We start from the raw sequence: 20,429 nt of genomic DNA, 5'->3' as shown, positions 1-20,429 counted from the left end.
CTCATGCCGCCGCCGGACAGGCGACGAGCGTCAGCTGTCCTTGACGACCTTGAGCACGGCCGCGCCGTACCGCTGCAGCTTGCTGTCGCCGACGCCGTTGGCCAGCAGCAGCTCGGATGACGACCGGGGCCGAAGCCGGGCGATGTCCTCCAGCGTGCGGTCGGAGAAGATCACATAGGGCGGCACATGCTGCTCGTGCGCCTCGTCCCGCCGCCAGGCGCGCAGGGCCTCGAACAGGGCCGCGGCGTCGCCGGTCAGCTCCGGGCCCTCGCGGCGCTTGCCCCGCGCGGAGGACCGGCCGATGCGGCCGGACGCGTCCTGGCCCTCCGGCGCCTTGCGCACCTGGACCTGCCGCTCGCCGCGATAGACGGCCTTGACCTCGGCGGCGTCGCCCAGACCGATCAGCGGCCGGCCATCGTTGGGATCCTCGCGCAGCAGCCCCTCGAACAGCAGCTGGTCGATCAGGTCGCGCCAGCCGGCCGCGCTGAACTCCTTGCCGATGCCCCAGGTCGACAGGGACGACTCGAACTCGGTGACGTCCCTGGTCTTGCCCAGCAGATGGTCGACCAGCCGGCCGCGGCCGTAGCGGCCGCCCAGCCGGTGGGCGGCGGCCAGCGCCTTCTGCGCCGCGACGCTGGCGTCCAGCGCGGCCGGCGGCGAGAGGCACAGGTCGCAGACGCCGCAGCGGGCGACGCCCTCCTCGCCGAAGTAGCGCCGCACCGCGGCCGCCCGGCAGGCCGTGCCGTCGAGCATGTTGTAGAGCTGGCGCACCTTGCGGATCTGGACCTGGCGGACCTCGTCGGAGACCTCGCGGCTGTCGATCCGGCGCAGGGCCCAGGCCATGTCGGACGAACCGTACAGGGTGATGCCCTCGGCCGGCTGGCCATCGCGCCCGGCGCGGCCGATCTCCTGCCAGTAGGCCTCGATCGAGGCCGGCGGGTCGGCGTGGATCACGTAGCGGACGTCCGGCTTGTCGACGCCCATGCCGAAGGCGATGGTCGCGACCATCACCGCCGCGTCGGCCTCGAGAAAGGTCTCCAGCCGCCGGCTGCGCAGGTCCTTGTCGAGGCCGGCGTGGTAGGCCAGCGCCGGCACCCCCGAGGCCGCCAGCCGCTCGGCCAGCTTTTCGGTGCCCTCGCGCGAGCCGGCGTAGACCACGCCCGAGCGGTTGGGCCGCGCCAGCACCAGTTCCTCGACACGGCCGTGCCCCGGCCCGCGCTTGCGCTCGGCGAACAGGGCCAGCTCGGGCCGGGCGAAGCTGTCGACGAACTCGGCCGCGCCTTCGAGCCGCAGCTCGGTGCGGATGTCCTCGCGCGTGCGGGCGTCGGCCGTGGCGGTGACGGCCAGGCGCGGCACGCCGGGGAAGACGTCGGCCAGCCGGCCGAGCAGCCGGTAGTCGGGCCGGAAGTCGTGGCCCCACTGGCTGACGCAGTGGGCCTCGTCGATGGCGATCAGGGCCAGAGGCGTTCGGGACAGCCGGTTCAGCATCGCCGACTGGCCGAGGCCTTCGGGCGACATGTAGAGCAGGTCCAGTTCGCCGGCGTCGATCCGCCGCCAGATGTCCTGGCGCGCGTCGGGATCGGTGTTCGAGTCGAGTCGCTCGGCGGCCACGCCCGACTGCTTCAGCCCCTCGACCTGGTCGGCCATCAGGGCGATCAGCGGCGAGACCACGAGGCCGAGGCCGGGTCGCAGCAGGCTGGGGATCTGGTAGCAGAGGCTCTTGCCGCCGCCGGTCGGCAGCACGGCCATGGCGCTGCGGCCGGCGAGGACTTCGCCGATCACCTGGCCCTGCATGCCGCGAAAGTCCGGGTGGCCGAAAACGCGGCGCAGGATGTCGCGGGCGGGGGAGAGGGAATCGGTCACGGCCCGCTTATGGCGGTTGATCGCCCGCTTGCTAACCCCCTGCGCAAGTTCTGCATGGACAGGCCGTGAAAAGGGCGTGTTCATTGCCCATCAACCATGGGCAAGGCATCAGGACCCAGACGCCCGCCCGGGGCGTCGGCGACATTTTCCCACAGGCAGCGACGGCGACATGGCGAACGAACAGGGCGTCAAACGGACACCCCTTCAGGCGTTTCTCTACTGGGGCGCGGTGGCCGGCGTCTGGGGACTCATCTTCCTCGTCGCCTTCTTCGCCGTGTTCGCCACCGACCTGCCCGACGTGTCGAAGCTGAACTCGGTCACCCGCCAGCCGTCGATCTCCTATCTCGACCGGTCCGGGGCCCTGATCGCCGTGCGCGGCAGCCAGTACGCGCCGCCCGTCGATCTGGACAAGCTGCCCGACTATGTCCCCAAGGCCTTCATCGCCATCGAGGACCGGCGCTTCTACTACCACCCCGGGTTCGATCCGCTCGGCATCAGCCGGGCCATCGTCAAGGACGTGTCCTGCTGGTGCTTCGCCGCCGGCGGCTCGACCATCACCCAGCAGCTGGCGCGCAACCTGTTCCTGACGCTCGACCAGACCCCGCGCCGCAAGGCCCAGGAGCTGATCCTGGCCGTCTGGCTGGAAATGAAGTTCAGCAAGAAGCAGATCCTCGCCCTTTATCTGAACCGCGTCTATTTCGGCGCCGGCGCCTACGGCATCGAGGCCGCGGCCCAACGCTACTTCAACAAGCCCGCCTCGCGCCTGACCCTCGGCGAAGCCGCCCTGCTGGCCGGCATGATGAAGGGCCCGTCGCGCTACAGCCCGGTTTCGGCCACCGAACGCGCCGCCCGCCGGGCGACCATCGTGCTGGACGAGATGGTCCGCACCAAGGCCATCACCAAGGAAGAACGCGCCGAGGCCTTCCGCAATCCGGTGCGCGTCTCCTCGGTTCTGGCCAACCAGCGCGCGCAGTATTTCACCGACTGGGTCGACGCCCAGGTGCGCTCGCTGGTCGGCGAACCGACCGAGGACCTGATCGTCGAGACCACGCTGGACCTGCCGATCCAGGCCGCCGCGGAATCGGCGGTGCGCGCGGGCGTCAGCGGCGCGCGCGGCCAGGGCGTGCAGCAGGCGGCCCTGGTGGCCATCGACGGCGAGGGCCGTATCCGCGCCTATGTCGGCGGCGCCGACTATTCCGAAAGCCAGTACGACCGCGCGACCAGCGCCCGTCGCCAGGCGGGCTCGGCCTTCAAGCCGTTCGTCTATCTCGCCGCCATGGAGGCGGGGCGCACCCCGGCCGTGGTCGTGACCGACGAGCCGGTGACCATCAACGGCTGGCAGCCGCGCAACTACTCCGGCAAATACCTGGGGCCGATCACCCTGCAGACGGCGCTGGCCCAGTCGGTCAACACGGTCGCCGCGCGACTGGCTGACGAGGTCGGCACAGGCAACGTCGCGGCCGTGGCCCGGCGCCTCGGCATCACCAGCAAGATCCAGCTCGATCCCTCGATGGCGCTCGGCGCGGTCGAGGTCAGCCCGCTGGAGATGGCCCAGGCCTACGCCGCCTTCTCCAACGGCGGCTTCCTCGCCAAGGGCTACGGCATCCAGCGCATCCGTACGGCCAATGGCCGGGTGCTCTACGACCGCAATCTCGAGAAGCGGCCGCGCAAGTCGGTGATCGGCTCGCCGGCGCTGCAGTACATGAACCAGATGATGCGCGAGGTCGTGATCAGCGGCACGGGCAAGCGCGCCCGGGTGCCGAACTACGACATCGCCGGCAAGACCGGCACGACCAGCGATTACCGCGACGCCTGGTTCGTCGGCTACACCGGCGGCTTCGTCACGGCGGTCTGGACCGGCAAGGACGACAACAAGCCGATGAGGGGCGTGACGGGCGGCGGCGCGCCGGCGACCATCTGGCGGTCGTTCATGGGCCAGGCCCTGCCCCGGCTGAAGGCCCAGGCCATTCCCGGCGGCTATGTGCAGGTGGAAGCGCCGCATGACGCGATCGGCGACATCCTGTCGACGCTGGGCATGGGCGACGACGCCGAGAAGCCGCCGACGCCGCAGCCGCAGGCCCCCGCGCCGAAGACCCCGGACGAGATTCCGTACTGACGACGGATCAGCCCCGGCCGACCGCCTGGAGCCGGGCGCCTTCGCGCTTGAGCCAGATCCGATGCGGGGCGGGATCGCCGTTCAGGTCACGCACCAGCGCCCAGAACCGCGGGCCATGGTTGGCCTCGATCAGGTGCGCGCATTCGTGGGCGGCGACGTAGTCGGCGACCTCGGCCGTCGCCAGCGCCAGCCGCCAGCTGTAGCGGATCGAGGCCGGACCCCGGGCGCTGGCCGGCCGGCAGGAGCCCCAGCGGCCGCGCGCGTCGGTGATGGCGATCTTCGGCAGCGGCTGGTTCAGCGCCCGGCAGTGCACGATCGTGCGTTCGGTCAGCCAGCGCCGCGCCTCGACCTTGACCAGCCGCAGCACCCGGTCGCCGAAGGCGGCGTCATCCGGGGCGGTGATCGAGGCGGTCTCGAAGGCCGTCGCCGGATTGAGTTTCGCGCGGCCGGTTCCGGCCACCAGGCGCACGGTCTCGCCGAACAGGCTGATCTCCACACCCGGCCGCAGCGGGGTCGTGGTCGGCAGGTCGGCCAGCTGGCTGGCGATCCAGTCGACCCGCTCGTGGGCGAAGGCGACGGCCTCGTCGAGACGTCGGGCGCTGGGGGCGATGGCGATGGCTTCGCGCTTGACGCGGTCGACCCGCAGGCTGATGCGCCGCGCGCGGGCGTTGACCGACAGGCGCACCGGATGGCCGTCCGCCTCAATGCGGTCGCCATGGCTGAAACGGGGCCGGCCGAAGAGCTTCATCATCCCGTGCTTAGGACGGCGCGGCCGCCGCGAAAAGCCGGTTTCAGAAGTCCGGGTCCATCTCGCGGATGAAGGCCTGCACCCTGGGGAAGATCTCTTCCTTGAAGCGCCGGCCGTTGAACACGCCGTAGTGGCCGACGCCTTCCTGGACGTGGTCCCGCTTCATCGCGGCGGGAATGTTCGGACAGAGGTCATGGGCCGCCTGGGTCTGGCCGATGCCGGAGATGTCGTCCAGCTCGCCCTCGACGGTCATCAGCGCGATGTCGGTGATCGCCGCGGGCTCCACCAGCCGCCCGCGATGCTCCAGCTCGCCCTTGGGCAGGGCGTAGGACTGGAACACCTTGTCGATGGTCTGGAGGTAGAACTCCTCGGTCAGGTCCATCACCGCCAGGTACTCGTCGTAGAAGGCCAGGTGCTTTTCGGCGCTGTCGCCGTCGCCGGCGACGAGGTTGTCGAAGTAGCGGCGGTGGGCGTCCTTGTGGCGGTCCAGGTTCATCGACATGAAGCTGGCCAGCTGCACGAAGCCCGGATAGACGCGCCGGCCCACGCCCGGATAGGGCGGCGGCACGGTGTAGATCATGCTCGACTGGAACCAGGTGAACGGCCGTTCCTCGGCCAGCTTGTTGGTCACGGTCGGCGACAGGCGCGCGTCGATCGGCGAGCCCATGAAGGTCATGCTGCGCGGACGATAGGGATTGTTGTCCTGGGCCATCAGGGCGGCGGCGGCGAGCACCGGCGGGCCGGGCTGGCAGACGGCCACGACGTGGGCCCGGTGGCCGAGGGCCTCGAGCATCTGCTGGACGTGGTCGATGTAGTCGTCGAACTCGAACCGGCCCTCCATCATCGGCACGTCCCGGGCGTTCGACCAGTCGGTGATGAACACGGCGTGGTCCGGCGCGAACGCCTCGACGGTGCCGCGCAGCAGGGTGGCGTAGTGGCCGGACATCGGGGCGACGATCAGCACGGCGGGGTCGAGCTGCAGCTTGCCCGCGCGGCGCATGTCGGCCATGTCGCGGTCGAACTGGATCAGCCGGCACCAGGGGCTTTCCCAGACCACGGTCGGGCGGACCCGGACCTTGTGGTCGTTGACGGTGATCTCGTCGATCATCCAGTCGGGCTTGCCGTAGCGGCGCGTGACCGTGGCGTAGAGGTCGGCGCCGGCGGAGATGCGGCGGCCGAGGACCGTGTTACGGGCCGGATTGAGCGGCGACGACCACCAGTCGCGCGTCACGCGCGCGGCGGCGCGCATGGGCGATGCGGCGTAGTAGTTCGCCTCGTGCAGGGCGTAGAGCATCGAACCTCGTTCGTTGTGCAGCGCAGCATAACACGACGCGGCTTAACGAAGTCCAGCCCCAATCGGCGGTCTAATCGCCGCGCATGGCCCGGCGGATCTGGTCGGCCATCTGCTCCGGGGTCAGGCCGTAGGCCAGCACCCGGTCGAACCGGCCGCGCGGGGTCATCAGATAGGCCACCGTGGAGTGGTTGACCTGGTAGTCCGGGCCGTCGCCGTCGATCTGGTAGACCACACGGTAGGCCTTCGCCGCCGCCGCGACCTGCTGGGGCGTGCCGGTCAGGCCCAGCGTGCCCTCGGGCATGCCCTGGGCGTCGAGCCACTCCTTCATCTTGGCGGGGGTGTCGCGGCCGGCGTCGACCGAGACGAACACGATGCGCAGGTCCTTGCCTTTCGGGCCCAGCTGGTCGACGGCCGCGCGCAGCGCCTGCATCGTCGTGGGGCAGACGTCGGGACAGTAGGTGTAGCCGAAGAAGACCACGCTCCACTTGCCCTTCAGCACCGTCTGATCGACCGGCTTTCCGGTCTGATCGACCAGCTGGAACGGGCCGCCGACGACGTCGGCGGTCGGGGCGGGACGGAACAGGCCGGCGCTCAGGGCGGCGAACCCGGCGACCAGAAGGCCCAGGACGCACAGCACGACCAACAACAGACGATTGCGCGGCACGGCGTTCTCCATCGGGGCTCGCCATTGGCGTGAGTTGAGGCCAAGCTGGCGAAATGGCGCTGACATCCGACCTGGCGACAACCGCCGAGCAGGACCCTGGTCTCGATAGGCCGGGCCGCCCGGCCGCGCAAGGTTGGGACGCGCTGTGGCCGGCCGGCGTGCCGCGCCGGGGCCGGCTCCGCGTCCGCGCGCTGACCAACCTGCGCTGGGTGGCGGTGGCCGGCCAGACGATCACCGTCGTCGTCGTCGCCTACGGACTCAAACTGCCGACGCCCGAGGCGGCCTGTTTCGCGCTGATCGCCCTGTCGGCCTGGCTCAACGTGCTGGTCAGCCTCGCCACTTCCGGCCAGCGGCTGGCGACCGACGACGAGGCCGCGGCCCACATCGCCTTTGACATCCTGCAGATGTCGGGCCTGCTCTATCTGACCGGGGGGATCGTCAATCCCTTCTCCCTGCTGCTGATCGGCCCGGCGACGCTGGCGGCGGCCACCCTGCCGCTGCGCCACACGGTGGGGATCGCGCTGCTGGCCATCGCCGCCTGCGTGTTCCTCGCCATCACCGCCCTGCCTCTGCCCTCGCCCGACGCGGCGCCGTTCAACCCGCCGCTGCTCAACCGGATCGGCGCGGTGATGGCGCGGGTGCTGGGCATCGCCTCCACCGCCGCCTACGCCTGGTACGCCGCGCAGGAAGCGGCCCGCATGGAGCTGGCGCTCGACACCGCCCACACCGTGCTGGCGCGCGAACAGCGGCTGTCGGCCCTGGGCGCCCTGGCGGCGGCGGCGGCGCACGAGCTGGGCACGCCCCTGGCGACCATCTCGATCGTCGCCAAGGAGCTGGCCCGCAACACGCCGGACGGCCTACTCAAGGACGACGCCGAACTGCTGATCACCCAGGCCGAACGGTGCCGGGACATCCTGCGCCGCCTGACCCGCACGCCCGAGGCGGCCGACTCCGTGCATGAGCGGATGTCCCTGCTGCAGGTGGTGCAGGAGGCGATCGCGCCCCACGCCCGACGGCCCGACGTCCGCGTCGAGGCCGTGGTGTCGGGACCTCACGACGCGCCCGCGCCGGAGATCTGGCGCCTGGCCGAGATCCTTCACGCCCTGACGGCCTTCGTCGAGAACGCGGTGGACTTCGCCCGGTCGGAGATCCTGGTCACGGCCCGGTTCGACGCCCGGCACATCGCCATCGAGGTGCGCGACGACGGGCCGGGTTTCGCGCCCGAGGTGCTGCTGAAGCTCGGCGAGCCCTATGTGACCAGCCGTCCGGGCGCGGAGTCCATGCGCAGCGGCCACGTCGGCATGGGCCTGGGTTTCTTCATCGCCAAGACCCTGCTGGAACGGACCGGGGCCAACGTCGACTTCCGCAATGGCCGCCACGGCGGGGCGGTGATCACGGCGCGCTGGCGGCGCGAGGCGATCGAGGCTCCGCCGGAACGCGACGTTTTCTCTGACCACGGAGCGCTTGAACTAGCGTACAAGGGCGCGACAGAATGACGCGATTTTCTCAATCGTCACGGGAACAGTGAACAGGATGACGTCGTGACCGACATTTCCGAGCTGATCGCCGCCCTCGAGGACCGCAGCCTGCTGGTTCTCGATGACGACATGGCGCTGCGCACGCGACTGGGCCGGGCGCTTGAGCAACGGGGTTTCGAAGTGCGCATGGCCGCGGGCGTGGCCGAGGCGCTGGAGCTGGTGAAGGCGGCCGCGCCCGCCTTCGCCGTCCTCGACATGCGGCTGGACGACGGCACCGGTCTCAAGGTGGTGCAGGCGATCCGCGACGCACGGCCCGACGCGCGGGTGGTCATGCTGACCGGCTACGGCAACATCGCCACGGCCGTGGCGGCGGTGAAGGCCGGAGCGGTCGACTACCTGGCCAAGCCGGCCGACGCCGACGACGTGGCCCGCGCCCTGCTGGCGGCGGGCGATCACCTCGCGGCCCCGCCGGACAATCCGATGAGCGCCGACCGCGTCCGCTGGGAACATATCCAGCGGGTCTACGAGCTGTGCGGCCACAATGTCTCGGAGACGGCCCGTCGCCTGTCGATGCACCGTCGCACCCTGCAGCGCATCCTGGCCAAGCGGGCGCCGCGCTAACCAGCTTTCCCGCTCATGCCGGCGAATGCCGGGACCCAGATGACAAGTCTGGCTTGAACGGGCTGACCACACGGCTCTTTGATCTGGACCCCGGCATTCGCCGGGGTGAGCGGGGTTGGGATCACCCCCTGAACGCCGCCAGCCGGGCGAAAGCCAGGGTCAGGGCCTTGCGCCGGGCGGCGACCAGCGGCGTCCAGCCGGGCTCGCGCACCACCGCGCCGCCGAAGCCGTCGGCCACGATCAGCCCCGGCTCGGGCGGGATCAGGGCATGGGGAAAGTCCGGCGACACCGCGAAGAAGAAGGCGTCGCAGTAGGGTGCGTACTCGGCCCACTTGCGGTCGGTCAGATAGTCCTCGGCGCTCGACTTGACCTCGACGATGACGATCTCGCCCTTGGGGCCCAGCGCCATCAGGTCGGCGCGCCGGCCGTTGGGCAGCCCCACCTCGGCCAGCGGCGCATAGGCCATCTCCGCCAGCAGCCGCGCCGCGCCGCGCGTCACGGCCAGCGTGGTCTCCGGGCGGGAGATGGCGACAAGGGTCAGGGCGACGTCCACGGCCGCATTGATGTTCCGGTTTCGTTCGAAGTCAAGTCGCGGCGGGCGACGGGAACTCCAGCGGCTGCCCGTAGCCCAGGGCCCGGATGCGGGCGACGGCGGCGGCGCGGACGGCGGGGGCCATGACCGGCCGGCGTGACAGCAGCCAGACGTAGTTGCCGCCCGGCGTGGCCATGATCGCCCAGCTCTGGTCGGGGGCGGTGTCGAGCACCCAGTATTCCTGATGCTTGAGGCCGCCGAGGAAGACCATCTCGAACCGGGCGTTGCCGGCGCCGGGCAGGATGCGCCCCCGTGTGGCGTAGACGCGCGCCGGGCCGGTGGGCGACCCCCGGTGACAGATCTGCCGGACGGAGAACTCCCCCTGATCGCTGACGAAGCTGACGTCGCCGCTCCCGCCTGTCCGGTTGAACTGGCTTTCCGGCGCGTGGCAGTCGCGCTGGCCGGCGTTGGGGATGCGGGCGATCTCGAACCACCGGCCGGAATAGAAGCCGGCCGGCACGGGACGGGCGGGGCGCGGCGCGGCGGCGATCGCCGCGCCGGCGATCGACAGCCCGGCCAGGATCATGAACAGCAGCAGGCGCATGGCGGCGCCAACCTAGCGTGGTTGGCCCGAAACGGGGAGTCCCGCGCGACTCTCCGGAAACGCAAAACGCCCCGCCGTTGCGGGCGGGGCGTTCGCGGTCCGTCGGAACGGAAGCCTTATTCGGCGGCGATGCTGACCGGCTTGTGCTCGCGGTCCTTGAAGTTGATCGCCTGCAGGTACCGGATGCCGTCCTCGGCGATGTCGTCGCCGACCATCCGGTCGCCTTCCATCTTCAGCTCTTCCAGGTCGACATACATGCCGTAGAAGGCCTTGGTGCGGTCGGTGATGATGCCGGCGTTGAGCAGCGTCTTGACCAGCACGCGGAAGATGTTGGTCTGTTCCTTCATGCTCTCGCGACGGATGTCGTCGGTCATGATCTGGGCGAACTCGGCGATGACCTTGTCGGGGTCGAGGCCGAAGCTCTCGTAGAGGTCCCGCTGCTGGTTGGGGCCGACCAGGTTGAACAGCACCGCCTGGAAGCAGTGGGCCGCCCAGTCCTCGATGATCGCGTGTTCCTCGGGGCTCAGCTTGGGGATCGTGCGATCGGCCCAGATCTTCCCGAACTTGTGGTGGAAGGCCTCGTCGGTCATGACCAGCTGCATCAGCTTCTTGCCGACCGGGTCATTGAGCTTGTTGTAGAAGGTGGCGAAGGCGCCCATGGCGAGGCCCTCGACCAGCATCTGCATGCCGATGATCTTCTTGTAGACCTCCGGCGCGCCGATGATCTCGACCAGCAGGGCCTTCAGCGTCGGGCCGCACTCGACCGGACGGCCCCAGCGCGCCTTGACGTACTTGGCGAAGGCCGTGACGTGGCGGGCTTCCTCGCGGGTCTGGTTGGCGGCGTATTCCTGCGCGCCCTGGTCCTTCAGCACGTGGCAGAGGCTGGCCGACAGGTTCAGCGCGCCCTGCTCGCCGTGCAGGATCGAGGAGAAGCTGCGCAGCGTGGACTCGTTGATGAAGCGGATGCGGGTCTTGGGGTCCGACAGGTGGTTGGACACGTAGTCGGTCGACAGGGCCACGACCATGTCCTCGGGGACGATGGCCTGGTTCTCCATGTCGAAGGGCTCGTCGAAGTCGATGTAGTCCTTCGACAGCGGATCCCAGAAGTGGTCGTGGGTCGCGGAAATGATCTTGTCGAACGCGGTCGAACGATTGCCGTAGCGGTCGAGTTCGAGCATCGACTCGAAATCGTCCGGCGCGACGGCGTCGTACATGGCGTCCTTGGTGATGTTCTTGTCGCTCATCGCGGGGGTCCTCCGGCCAGTCGGGTAAACGGGCCCGTTGCAGCCGGACCTCGTGCGATGTGAACACTGTCCACTTTTGCGATTGCGGGTCAATTGAAAAGTGACGGGGGCGTCAAGTTCTGAACGGAAGTTAACGATGGGGCGGAAGCAGGGGCCAGGGGCTGGGGGCTGGGGGCTGGGGGCTGGGGGCTGGGGGCTGGGGGCTAGGGGCTAGGGGCTAGGGGCTAGGGGCTAGCAAGGGCCCTCGTTTGGCGCAGGGCGACTAGTCCCTAGACCCTAGACCCTAGGCCTTGGGCCCTTCTTCAGCCGACCTCTTCGCCCTCGAGCTCGCGCAGCAGGGCCGGGTCGCGGCGGGCGCGGTCGACGAGATCCAGGGCGTCGTCGCGACCTTCCATCTCCAGCAGGTCGGTCAGGCGGGACAGGCGGCCGGCGGCGGCCTCGAGGGCGGCGTCATCCTGGTCGAGCACGGTGAACACCGTCGCCACCACATGCTTGCAGCGCAGGCCGCTCTCGGCGAAATCCGGACAGGTGCAGAGGGCGTCCGAGGCGTTGCGCGCGGCGACCTCGACGACATAGGTGATGTCGCGCTCGCCGGTCACGTGCGCCACGACGCCGGACGGCGAGACCTCGACCAGATCGACCCAGCCCTTGGCGGCATAGGCCTCGCCGCGCATGACCCGCGCTTCGGGCATGTCACGGCAGACGGCGTCGTAGTCGAACTCGGGCGCGATCATGGAGGCCTGCCTATCCGATTCGTTCACGCTTTGTCTTCGATGGCGTCGATGTCGTCATCGGAGAGGCCGAAATGGTGGCCGATCTCGTGCACCAGCACGTGGGCGATCAGCTCTTCCAGCGTGACATCGCCGCGTTCGGCCCATTCGTCGAGGATCGGGCGGCGATAGAGGAACACCATCGACGGCTGGACGCCGGAATCGAACACCGAGCGCCGCGACAGGTCGACGCCCTGGTAGAGGCCGGTCAGCTCGAAGGCGTCCTCGATCTCAAGGTCCTTCAGCACCTCTTCATCGGCGAAATCGGCGATGCGGATGACCGCGTCGCCCGCCAGCCCCCGAAACGGATCGGGCAGGGCGTCGAAGGCGGCGCGTGCAATGGCCGCGAAATCGTCCAGGGAGGGCGCGAGGGCGGCGGGGGGAAAGCTCATCGCCGCAAGATGGCGCCGCCGGACGCGCTTCGCCAGTCGCCGCCCGGCCCGGCCTCGCTTATCGTGTGCGGGCCATGATTCGGGCGGGTTCCAAATGACGCAGATGCAATTGATCGTCGCCGCCACGGCGGGCGCCGTCTGCCTGGCGATCTGCGCGGTGCTGTGGGCGCTGGTGCAGCGCCGGGCGATGGACTGGCGCCTGCGCGCGATGCAGGACCGGCTCGAGGCCGTGGAAAGCCGCGCGGCCGCCGCCCAGGCCTCGGCCGAGGCCTTCGACAGCAGCCTGCTGGTGATCGACGACGGCCGCGCCCTGCTGGCCTCCGGCGAGGAGAACCTGGAAGCCTGCGCCGCGACGTTCGGCCTGGCCGGGGCCGATCCCCAGGGTATCGTCAACGCCATCATGCGCGCCGATCCCGACCATGCCGCCCGGCTGCGCGCCCTGTTCGAACGCGGCGAGCCCTGCGCCTTCGAGGCCCGCGGGCCGAAGGGCGTGGTGTCGATCGAGGGCCGGGCCGCCGGCGCCCTGGCTTGGCTACGCCTGACGGCCGCCGGCACCGACGAGGCCGCCCTGCCCAGCGCCGCGCGGCTGGCCGCCTTCCTCGACGCCCGGCCCGAGCCGGCCTGGATCGCCGGGGCCGACGGCGGGGTGCAGTGGGCCAACAAGGCCTGGCTGACGGCGGTCAGCGCGCGTGACGCCGGCGACGCCGCCAACCTCGGCCTGTCGCTCGACAAGGGCGCCGACGCCATCGCCAGCGAGGCGGCCAACCTCGGCCAACGCCGTGAAACGACCCGCTGGATTTCCGTCGGCGGCCGCAGGCGCGCGCTGAAGATCACCGCCGAGCCGCTCGAGGGCGGCGGGGTCGCCGTCTGGACCACCGACGCCACCCAGGCCGAGGAGATCCAGGACGCCCTCAAGCGCCACGTGGCGGCCCACGACGAGACGCTGAACCATATCGCCGAGGCGGTCGCCATCTTCGGACCGACCCGCCGGCTGTCGTTCCACAACACCGCCTTTTCCGACCTGTGGGGCTTGGACCCGGCGTGGCTGGCCGAGCGGCCGACGCACGGGGAGATCCTCGACCGGCTGCGCCAGCGTCAGCGCCTGCCCGAGACGCCCGACTACGCCAAGTGGAAGGCCGCCGAGCTGGCGCGCTACGAAACCCTGGGCCCCCAGCCGGACGACCGCTGGACCCTGCCCGACGGCCGCACCCTGCGGCTGATCCGCCAGCCACACCCGATGGGCGGGCTGCTGCTGCTCTATTCTGACATCACCGGCGAGGTGCGGCTGCGCGCCCAGTACAACGCCCTGATCCAGGTGCAGCAGGCGACGCTCGACAAGCTGAGCGACGCGGTGGTGGTGTTCGGCTCCAACGGCAGGCTGCGGCTGCACAACGAGGCCTTCGCGCGCTTCTGGGCCATCGACGAGGACGACCTGGTCGAGGGGGTCAACTTCGAGCGGGTCGTCGAGCTGTGCGTGCCGCGCCTGCACGACATGGCCTTCTGGAGCGAACTCAAGGGCCGGGTCGGCGATCCGGACCCGGAGGCCCGCGCCCCGACCGCCGGCGAGACCCGCAACGCGCTCGGCCGCATCGTCGCCTGGCAGACCCGGCCGCTGCCCGACGGCGCGACCCTGATCGCCTTCGCCGACATCACCGACGCCCGCCAGCTGGAAGGCGCCCTGGCCGACCGGGAAGCGGCGCTCGACAGCGCCGAGCGGCTCAAGCGCGAGTTCGTCGGCAACGTCTCCTACGAGCTGCGCACGCCGCTGACGACGATCATCGGCTATTCCGAGCTGCTCGACCGCATGGGCGAGGCGATCCCTGAACGCGGCCGCTCGCATCTGTCCGCCGTGCGCCAGGCCGCCGTCCAGCTGGGCCGGTCGATCGACGACGTGCTCGACATCGCCGCCATCGACGCCGACGAGATGGCGCTGGACCTGGGCGACGTGCGGGTCGGCGACCTGCTGCAGGAGACCGCCGGCCGCTGGACGACGACGGCCGAGGCGTCGAAGGTGACGCTGGCGCTGGGCGCCGGGGCCGACGACGTCGGCCTGATCCGCGGCGACTCCAAGCGGCTGGTGCAGACGCTCGACCACCTGGTCGAGAACGCCCTGCGCCAGACCCCGCCCGGCGGGACCGTGACCCTGTCGGCCGTGCGGGCGGCGGGCGAGGTGCGGCTGGCCGTCAGCGACACCGGCCGCGGCGTGCCGTTCCACGTCCAGGCGCACATCTTCGACCGCTTCGTCGGCCGCGACCGCGGCGGCCCGGGCCTGGGCCTCGCCCTGGTCAAGGCGCTGGTCGAGCTGCACGGCGGCTGGGTGGCGCTGGAAAGCGAACCCGGAAACGGTTCGACCTTCACCTGCCACCTGCCCGAGGCCGCTCAGATCGAGGCGGGCCAGAAGGAGTTGGGGTTTTAGCTCAGGGGCTAGGGATTGGGGGCTAGGGACCAGAGGGGTGGCTCTAACCCCTAGTCCCTATTCCCTCTCGAACCGCGAAGCGGTGAGCGCCCTAGTGCTGGCTTTCCGGCATCCGCACGACCAGGCCTTCGAGCGCGTCGGTGACCTTGATCTGGCAGGACAGGCGGCTGTTGGACTCGACGTTCTCGGCGAAGTCGAGCATCGACTCCTCCATGGCCGACTTCTCGCCGGTCTTGTCGGTCCAGGCGGCGTCGACATAGACGTGGCAGGTCGCGCAGGCGCAGGCGCCGCCGCAGTCGGCGTCGATGCCGGGGATGTTGTTCTTGATCGCCCCTTCCATGACGGACAGGCCGGTCTTCACGTCGACCACATGCTCTGTGCCGTCGTTCTCGATATAGGTGATCTTGGCCATACGCTCCCTGACGCCTCTTGTTCTTGATCCCGACCCTGTCAGGCCGCGACCTCTTTCATGGAAATGGACGAATCCGCAAGCTTCTCGCGCGAGACGGCCTTGCGGGACAGGATGAGCGACTTGCCCATCATGAATTCGGGCGGGGCGTTGACCGCTTCCACCGCCTGCACCTGGTCGCCCTTCAGATGGAAGATGGCGAACTTCGCCGCCGCCATGTCGCCGCGGATCACGCGGCTGTCGGCGTCGAACGGAAGGCCCGCGATCTGCAGCTTCAGGTCATACTGGTCGGACCAGAACCACGGCGCTTCCGGGTTCGGCGGCGTGTGGCCGGTGATGGCGCTGGCCACCTGCTTGGCCTGTTCCAGCGCGTTGGGCACGCTCTCGAGGCGAAACTGGCGCTCATAGAGCGGCAGCGGCCGGTGGGTCACGTCGCCGATGGCGAACACCGACGGGTCGGAGGTCCGGGCCTGCAGGTCGACGACGATGCCGTTGGCGCAGTCCAGACCCGCGTCCCGGGCGATCTCCTCGTTGGGCAGGGCGCCGACCCCGACCAGCACCGCGTCGCACTCGACGAGGCGGTCGTCGGACAGGCGCACGCGGCGAACCTTGCCGCCCTCGCCCTCCAGCGCCTTGACCCCGGCCGACAGCTCGAAGTTGACGCCCTTGGCCTGGTGGTAGTTCTGGAAGAAGGTCGACAGCTCCTCGCAGGCGACGCGGGCGAGGATGCGCGGTTCGCGCTCGATGATCAGGGCCCAGGCGCCGAGCGCGCGGGCCGAGGCGGCCGCTTCCAGCCCGATGTAGCCGCCGCCGATGATCGCCAGCCGCTTGCCGGGGCCGAGCGCCGCCTTGAGCTGTTCGGCGTCGGCGGCCGTGCGCAGTTCCAGCACCCCGTCCAGCTCGGCGCCGGGGATCGGCAGCTTGCGGGCGCGGGCGCCGGTGGCGACGATCAGGTAGTCGTAGGCGATGTCCTCGCCGGCGGAGAGCTGGACCGTCTTCGCGCCGCGATTGATCGAGACGGCGGTGACGCCCAGCCGGAGATCGCAGTTGTTCTCGGCGTACCAGGCGAGGTCCTTCAGCGCGAGGCTGGAGGCGTCGGCCTCACCCTTGAGCCAGGCCTTGCTGAGCGGCGGACGCTGATAGGGCGGGATCGGCTCGTCGCCGATCAGCACGATCGGGCCTTCGTGACCGTACTGGCGCAGGAACGCGGCGGCCGAGCCACCCGCGTGGCCCGCGCCCAGAATCACGACCTTTGCCTTCGGATCGGCCAATCCGCCCTCCCATGGGTATGCGCGGGAAAATGACGACCGCGTCAACTTTATGCAAGACCCTTAGCCCGGATGGGTGGCCCAGAACCACACATAGAAGAGCAGCCACCCCGCCGTGAAGCCCGTCATGAGCCAGCGGGCGTCAATTCTTTCCCTGACGCAGTAGCGCAGGATCGAAAACCCGAGGGCGACGAGCAGAAACCGCGGCAGGCGGATCGGCAGGGCGCTCAGCATGAAGCGCGGCAGCCCGACGCCCTTGGACGGCGCGAGCAGGGCGTAGATCTTGTAGGGCGTGCTGGTGGCCGGGCCCTTGAGGGCCGCCGCGAACCAGCCTTCGCGGTCCATCGAGGCGCTGGCCCGGACGATCATGCCGGTCGAAACGGCCGGCACGGCGCTGACGGCCGTAAGGGCCGAGGCCGGATCGCGGGCGCTCCAGACGTACATCGCCCCGCCGCCGATGCCGGCGCCGATCGCCGCCAGCAGGCAGGCGACGGCGGCGGCCTTCAGCCCGTGCTTCAGCGCGACGTAGCTGATCAGCACATCGGGGACGATGAAGAACAGAAAGCCCTCCGCCGCGCCCCAGAGCAGCGCGGACGCGGCGAGGGCCGGGGCCTTCCTCAGGCGACCCGCTCCACCATCAGCTTCTTGATCTCGGCGATCGCCTTGGCCGGGTTCAGCCCCTTGGGGCAGACCTGGGCGCAGTTCATGATCGTGTGGCAGCGATAGAGCTTGAAGGGGTCCTCAAGCGCGTCGAGCCGGGCGCCGGTGGCCTCGTCGCGGCTGTCGATCAGCCAGCGGTAGGCGTGCAGCAGCGTGGCCGGGCCGAGGTACTTCTCGCCGTTCCACCAGTAGCTGGGGCAGGAGGTCGAGCAGCAGGCGCAGAGGATGCACTCGTACAGGCCGTCCAGTTTGGCGCGGTCCTCGACCGACTGCTTCCACTCGGCGCGGGGCTCGGGGGTCTCGGTGTGCAGCCAGGGCTCGATCGAGGCGTACTGGGCGTAGAACAGCGTCAGGTCGGGGACCAGGTCCTTGACCACCGGCTGGCTGGGCAGCGGCGAGATCTGGATCTCCTTGCCCGGCACCTCTTCCCAGCCGCAGGTGCAGGCCAGGGTGTTGCGGCCGCCGATGTTCATCGCGCAGGAGCCGCACACGCCCTCGCGGCAGGACCGGCGGAAGGTCAGGGTCGGGTCGACGGTGTTCTTGATGTGGATGAGCACGTCCAGCAGCATCGGGCCGCAGGCGTCGACGTCGACGTCATAGGTGTCCCAGCGCGGGTTCTCCGACCCTTCCGGATCGTAGCGGTAGATGCGGAACGTCTTGACCCGCTTGGCGCCCTTCGGCGCGGGGTAGTGACGGCCCTTGCCGACGCGGGAGTTCTTGGGGAGCGCGAGCTGAACCATCGAGTCCTCAGTAAACCCGCGCCTTGGGCGGGATGTAGGCGATGTCGTTCGACATCGTGTAGCTGTGCACCGGGCGGTAATCGATCTTCACCTTGCCCGAGGCGTCGTCGAACCAGGCGAGGGTGTGCTTCATCCACTCGCCGTCGTTGCGGTCCGGGAAGTCCTCGCGGGCGTGGGCGCCGCGGCTCTCGGTGCGGTTCAGGGCCCCGGCGACGGTGACGGCGGCCTGGACGACGAGGTTGTCGAACTCCAGGGTCTCCATAAGGTCGCTGTTCCAGACCAGGCCGCGATCGCTGACGCCGATGTCCTTGCGGGCGGAGACCACGGCGTTGACGCGCTCGACGCCGCTCTTCAGCGACTCGCCGGTGCGGAACACCGCGGCGTCTTCCTGCATGGCCCGCTGCATCTCGAGGCGCAGGTCGGCCGTCGGACGCGGGCCGGCGGCGTTGCGGAAGCGGTCGAACCGGGCCAGGTGGCCGTCGGTCATGCTGTCCTTCAGCTCCGGCTGGGTCGCGCCCGCCTTCAGCTGCTCGGCGCAGCGCAGGCCGACGGCGCGGCCGAACACCACCAGGTCGATCAGGCTGTTGGAGCCGAGGCGGTTGGCCCCGTGCACCGACACGCAGGCGGCCTCGCCCACGGCCATCAGGCCCGGCACGATGGTGTCGGCGTTGTCGCCGGTCTTGGTCACCACCTCGCCGTGATAGTTCGTCTGCAGGCCGCCCATGTTGTAGTGAACCGTCGGCAGGACCGGGATCGGGGCCTTGGTCACGTCGACGCCGGCGAACACCTTGGCGGTCTCGGAAATGCCCGGCAGGCGCTCGTGCAGCACCTTGGGATCGAGGTGGTCGAGGTGCAGGAAGATGTGGTCCTTGTTCGGGCCCACGCCGCGGCCTTCGCGGATCTCGATGGTCATGGCGCGGCTGACCATGTCGCGCGGGGCCAGGTCCTTCACGGACGGCGCATAGCGCTCCATGAAGCGCTCGCCCTCGGAGTTGGTCAGGTAGCCGCCCTCGCCCCGGGCGCCTTCGGTGATCAGGCAGCCGGCCGGGAAGATGCCGGTGGGGTGGAACTGGACGAATTCCATGTCCTGCAGCGGCAGGCCGGCGCGCAGGGCCATGCCGCCGCCGTCGCCGGTGCAGGTGTGGGCGCTGGTGGCCGACAGGTAGGCGCGGCCGTAGCCGCCCGTGGCCAGAACGGTCTTCTGGGCCTGGAAGCGGTGCACGGTGCCGTCGTCGAGTTTCCAGGCGGTGACGCCCAGGCAGACGCCGTCCTGCATGATCAGGTCGAGGGCGAAGTACTCGATGAAGAACTCGACGTCCTTCGAGAGCGCCTGGCCGTACATGGTGTGCAGCATGGCGTGGCCGGTGCGGTCGGCCGCGGCGCAGGTGCGCTGGATCGGGGCCTCGCCGTAGTTGCGGGTCATGCCGCCGAAGGCGCGCTGGTAGATCTTGCCTTCCGGCGTCCGCGAGAAGGGCACGCCCCAGTGCTCGAGCTCGTACACGGCGGCCGGCGCGTTGCGCGTCAGGTATTCGATGGCGTCCTGGTCGCCCAGCCAGTCCGACCCCTTGACGGTGTCGTACATGTGCCAGCGCCAGTCATCCTCGCCCATGTTGCCGAGCGAGGCGGAGATGCCGCCCTGGGCGGCCACGGTGTGCGAGCGGGTCGGGAAGACCTTGCTGATGCAGGCGGTCTTCAGACCGGCCTGGGCGCAGCCGAGGGCGGCGCGAAGGCCGGAGCCCCCGGCCCCCACCACCACGACGTCGAAGCGGTGGTCGATGAACTTGTAGGCCGACATCAAAAGGCTCCGAGGAGGGCCACCTTGAGGATGGCGAAGACCCCCAGGGCGGCGCCGAGGGCGCAGACGAGATAGTTGGCGATGAGCGCCGCGGACTTGGGCACGAAGCCCTCGATGTAGTCTTCGATCACCACCTGGATGGCGAGCCGCAGGTGCAGGAAGCCGGCGAGGATGAACAGGCCGAGCAGCACGGCGTTGACCGGCCGGCCGAGCCATTCGACGGCGACCACGTAGCCGCCGGCGGCGACCTTGAGGCCCGCGTAGGCGGCCCAGATCGACAGCGGGATCAGGGCCAGGCCCGACACGCGGTCGGCGATGAAGTGGCCGACGCCGTGCTTGGCGGCGCCGAGGCCGCGGGCGCGCGACAGCGGCGTGCGGAAACCGGACCGTGAGACGCTCATGACAGGGCTCCCGTCTGGCCGGCGAGGACCCAGACCACCGCGGTGGCCACCACGGCGAAGACGATGCCGGCGATGACGATGGTGTCGGCGACCTTGGGCGTGAAGCCCCGGCCCGTGTCCCAGGTCAGGTGGCGGACGTTGCTCGCCACGGTGAAGAACAGGGCGAAGGTCAGGCCCAGCAGCACCAGCTTGCCCGGCAGCGAGCCCATCACGGCGATGAACACGCCGTAGGCCTGCTGGCCCGAGGCCAGGGCCAGCGCCCAGGCCACGAGAATGAGCGCGCCGACATAGAGGCCGATGAGGCAGGCGCGGTGAAGGATGGAGCCCAGCATGGTCACATGCCAGCGCCACACCTGCAGGTGGGGCGAAAGGGGTCGTTCACGGACCCCCGACGAGGCTTCGGTCATTTGGTTC

Annotated in this window: 20 protein-coding genes; 4 read left to right on the top strand and 16 right to left on the bottom strand. The window is 70.0% G+C overall.

Annotated elements, in window-relative coordinates:
- Positions 1 to 30: 30 nt before the first annotated feature.
- Positions 31 to 1,794 (bottom strand): DNA helicase RecQ, encoded by a 1,764-nt coding sequence (recQ, locus tag AC1RN0_RS07635; RefSeq protein ID WP_492787009.1) that lies wholly within the window; start codon positions 1,792 to 1,794, stop codon positions 31 to 33.
- Positions 1,795 to 2,032: 238 nt separating this feature from the next.
- On the opposite strand from recQ, the gene AC1RN0_RS07630 reads away from it, so the two are divergent.
- Positions 2,033 to 3,979, top strand: coding sequence for a transglycosylase domain-containing protein (locus AC1RN0_RS07630; RefSeq protein WP_492786832.1), 1,947 nt, complete (start codon positions 2,033 to 2,035; stop codon positions 3,977 to 3,979).
- Between the two features lie 7 nt (positions 3,980 to 3,986).
- Here AC1RN0_RS07630 and AC1RN0_RS07625 read toward each other — a convergent pair whose 3' ends face one another.
- From AC1RN0_RS07625 to AC1RN0_RS07615, 3 genes are all read right to left on the bottom strand, one after another.
- Positions 3,987 to 4,727: a M48 family metallopeptidase gene (locus AC1RN0_RS07625; RefSeq protein ID WP_492787008.1), complete on the bottom strand. Its 741-nt coding sequence runs from the start codon at positions 4,725 to 4,727 to the stop codon at positions 3,987 to 3,989.
- 43 nt (positions 4,728 to 4,770) lie between these two features.
- Complete coding sequence (locus AC1RN0_RS07620) at positions 4,771 to 6,021, bottom strand: polyhydroxyalkanoate depolymerase (protein WP_492786831.1); 1,251 nt, start codon at positions 6,019 to 6,021, stop codon at positions 4,771 to 4,773.
- A gap of 70 nt (positions 6,022 to 6,091) precedes the next feature.
- Entirely contained in the window at positions 6,092 to 6,685 is a 594-nt protein-coding gene (locus AC1RN0_RS07615) for an SCO family protein (RefSeq protein ID WP_492786830.1), read from the bottom strand.
- A gap of 53 nt (positions 6,686 to 6,738) precedes the next feature.
- On the opposite strand from AC1RN0_RS07615, the gene AC1RN0_RS07610 reads away from it, so the two are divergent.
- Positions 6,739 to 8,181: an ActS/PrrB/RegB family redox-sensitive histidine kinase gene (locus tag AC1RN0_RS07610; RefSeq protein WP_492786829.1), complete on the top strand. Its 1,443-nt coding sequence runs from the start codon at positions 6,739 to 6,741 to the stop codon at positions 8,179 to 8,181.
- A 45-nt stretch (positions 8,182 to 8,226) separates the two neighbouring features.
- Positions 8,227 to 8,784 (top strand): ActR/PrrA/RegA family redox response regulator transcription factor, encoded by a 558-nt coding sequence (locus AC1RN0_RS07605; RefSeq protein ID WP_492786828.1) that lies wholly within the window; start codon positions 8,227 to 8,229, stop codon positions 8,782 to 8,784.
- A gap of 121 nt (positions 8,785 to 8,905) precedes the next feature.
- On the opposite strand, the gene mmcB is transcribed toward AC1RN0_RS07605, so the two are convergent.
- From mmcB to AC1RN0_RS07580, 5 genes are all read right to left on the bottom strand, one after another.
- Positions 8,906 to 9,337 carry a DNA repair putative endonuclease MmcB gene (mmcB, locus tag AC1RN0_RS07600; RefSeq protein WP_492786827.1) on the bottom strand — a complete coding sequence of 144 codons (432 nt, stop codon included), beginning with the start codon at positions 9,335 to 9,337 and terminating at the stop codon, positions 8,906 to 8,908.
- A gap of 31 nt (positions 9,338 to 9,368) precedes the next feature.
- Positions 9,369 to 9,920, bottom strand: coding sequence for a lipocalin family protein (locus tag AC1RN0_RS07595; protein WP_492786826.1), 552 nt, complete (start codon positions 9,918 to 9,920; stop codon positions 9,369 to 9,371).
- Between the two features lie 116 nt (positions 9,921 to 10,036).
- Positions 10,037 to 11,164, bottom strand: coding sequence for a ferritin-like domain-containing protein (locus AC1RN0_RS07590; RefSeq protein ID WP_492786825.1), 1,128 nt, complete (start codon positions 11,162 to 11,164; stop codon positions 10,037 to 10,039).
- Positions 11,165 to 11,466: 302 nt separating this feature from the next.
- Positions 11,467 to 11,898 carry an SWIM zinc finger family protein gene (locus AC1RN0_RS07585; RefSeq protein ID WP_492786824.1) on the bottom strand — a complete coding sequence of 144 codons (432 nt, stop codon included), beginning with the start codon at positions 11,896 to 11,898 and terminating at the stop codon, positions 11,467 to 11,469.
- Positions 11,899 to 11,921: 23 nt separating this feature from the next.
- The gene (locus tag AC1RN0_RS07580) at positions 11,922 to 12,326 is read right to left on the bottom strand and encodes a metallopeptidase family protein (protein WP_492786823.1); all 405 of its coding nucleotides are present in this window, start codon (positions 12,324 to 12,326) and stop codon (positions 11,922 to 11,924) included.
- Positions 12,327 to 12,420: 94 nt separating this feature from the next.
- Here AC1RN0_RS07580 and AC1RN0_RS07575 point away from each other — a divergent pair, with 94 nt between their 5' ends.
- Positions 12,421 to 14,742, top strand: a complete 2,322-nt coding sequence (locus AC1RN0_RS07575; protein WP_492786822.1) for a sensor histidine kinase — start codon at positions 12,421 to 12,423, stop codon at positions 14,740 to 14,742.
- 91 nt (positions 14,743 to 14,833) lie between these two features.
- Here AC1RN0_RS07575 and AC1RN0_RS07570 read toward each other — a convergent pair whose 3' ends face one another.
- The 7 genes from AC1RN0_RS07570 to sdhC form a co-directional block, all read right to left on the bottom strand.
- Entirely contained in the window at positions 14,834 to 15,154 is a 321-nt protein-coding gene (locus AC1RN0_RS07570) for a 2Fe-2S iron-sulfur cluster-binding protein (protein ID WP_492786821.1), read from the bottom strand.
- A gap of 38 nt (positions 15,155 to 15,192) precedes the next feature.
- Complete coding sequence (locus tag AC1RN0_RS07565; RefSeq protein ID WP_492786820.1) at positions 15,193 to 16,422, bottom strand: NAD(P)/FAD-dependent oxidoreductase; 1,230 nt, start codon at positions 16,420 to 16,422, stop codon at positions 15,193 to 15,195.
- 60 nt (positions 16,423 to 16,482) lie between these two features.
- Positions 16,483 to 16,959, bottom strand: coding sequence for a hypothetical protein (locus tag AC1RN0_RS07560; RefSeq protein WP_492786819.1), 477 nt, complete (start codon positions 16,957 to 16,959; stop codon positions 16,483 to 16,485).
- Positions 16,960 to 17,036: 77 nt separating this feature from the next.
- Positions 17,037 to 17,819 (bottom strand): succinate dehydrogenase iron-sulfur subunit, encoded by a 783-nt coding sequence (locus AC1RN0_RS07555; RefSeq protein ID WP_492786818.1) that lies wholly within the window; start codon positions 17,817 to 17,819, stop codon positions 17,037 to 17,039.
- Positions 17,820 to 17,826: 7 nt separating this feature from the next.
- Entirely contained in the window at positions 17,827 to 19,614 is a 1,788-nt protein-coding gene (gene sdhA / locus AC1RN0_RS07550) for a succinate dehydrogenase flavoprotein subunit (protein WP_492786817.1), read from the bottom strand.
- Positions 19,614 to 20,015 carry a succinate dehydrogenase, hydrophobic membrane anchor protein gene (gene sdhD, locus AC1RN0_RS07545; protein ID WP_492786816.1) on the bottom strand — a complete coding sequence of 134 codons (402 nt, stop codon included), beginning with the start codon at positions 20,013 to 20,015 and terminating at the stop codon, positions 19,614 to 19,616. Before sdhD ends, sdhA begins: the two co-directional genes overlap by 1 nt.
- A complete protein-coding gene (gene sdhC, locus AC1RN0_RS07540; protein WP_492786815.1) occupies positions 20,012 to 20,422 on the bottom strand; it encodes a succinate dehydrogenase, cytochrome b556 subunit in 411 nt (136 codons plus the stop codon). Before sdhC ends, sdhD begins: the two co-directional genes overlap by 4 nt.
- Between the last annotated feature and the right edge of the window lie 7 nt (positions 20,423 to 20,429).

The sequence above is a fragment of the Caulobacter sp. GW821-FHT12F03 genome (assembly GCF_058806855.1).
Note: the sequence above shows the minus strand (reverse complement) of the source record. Positions and strands in the feature narration are given on the sequence as shown.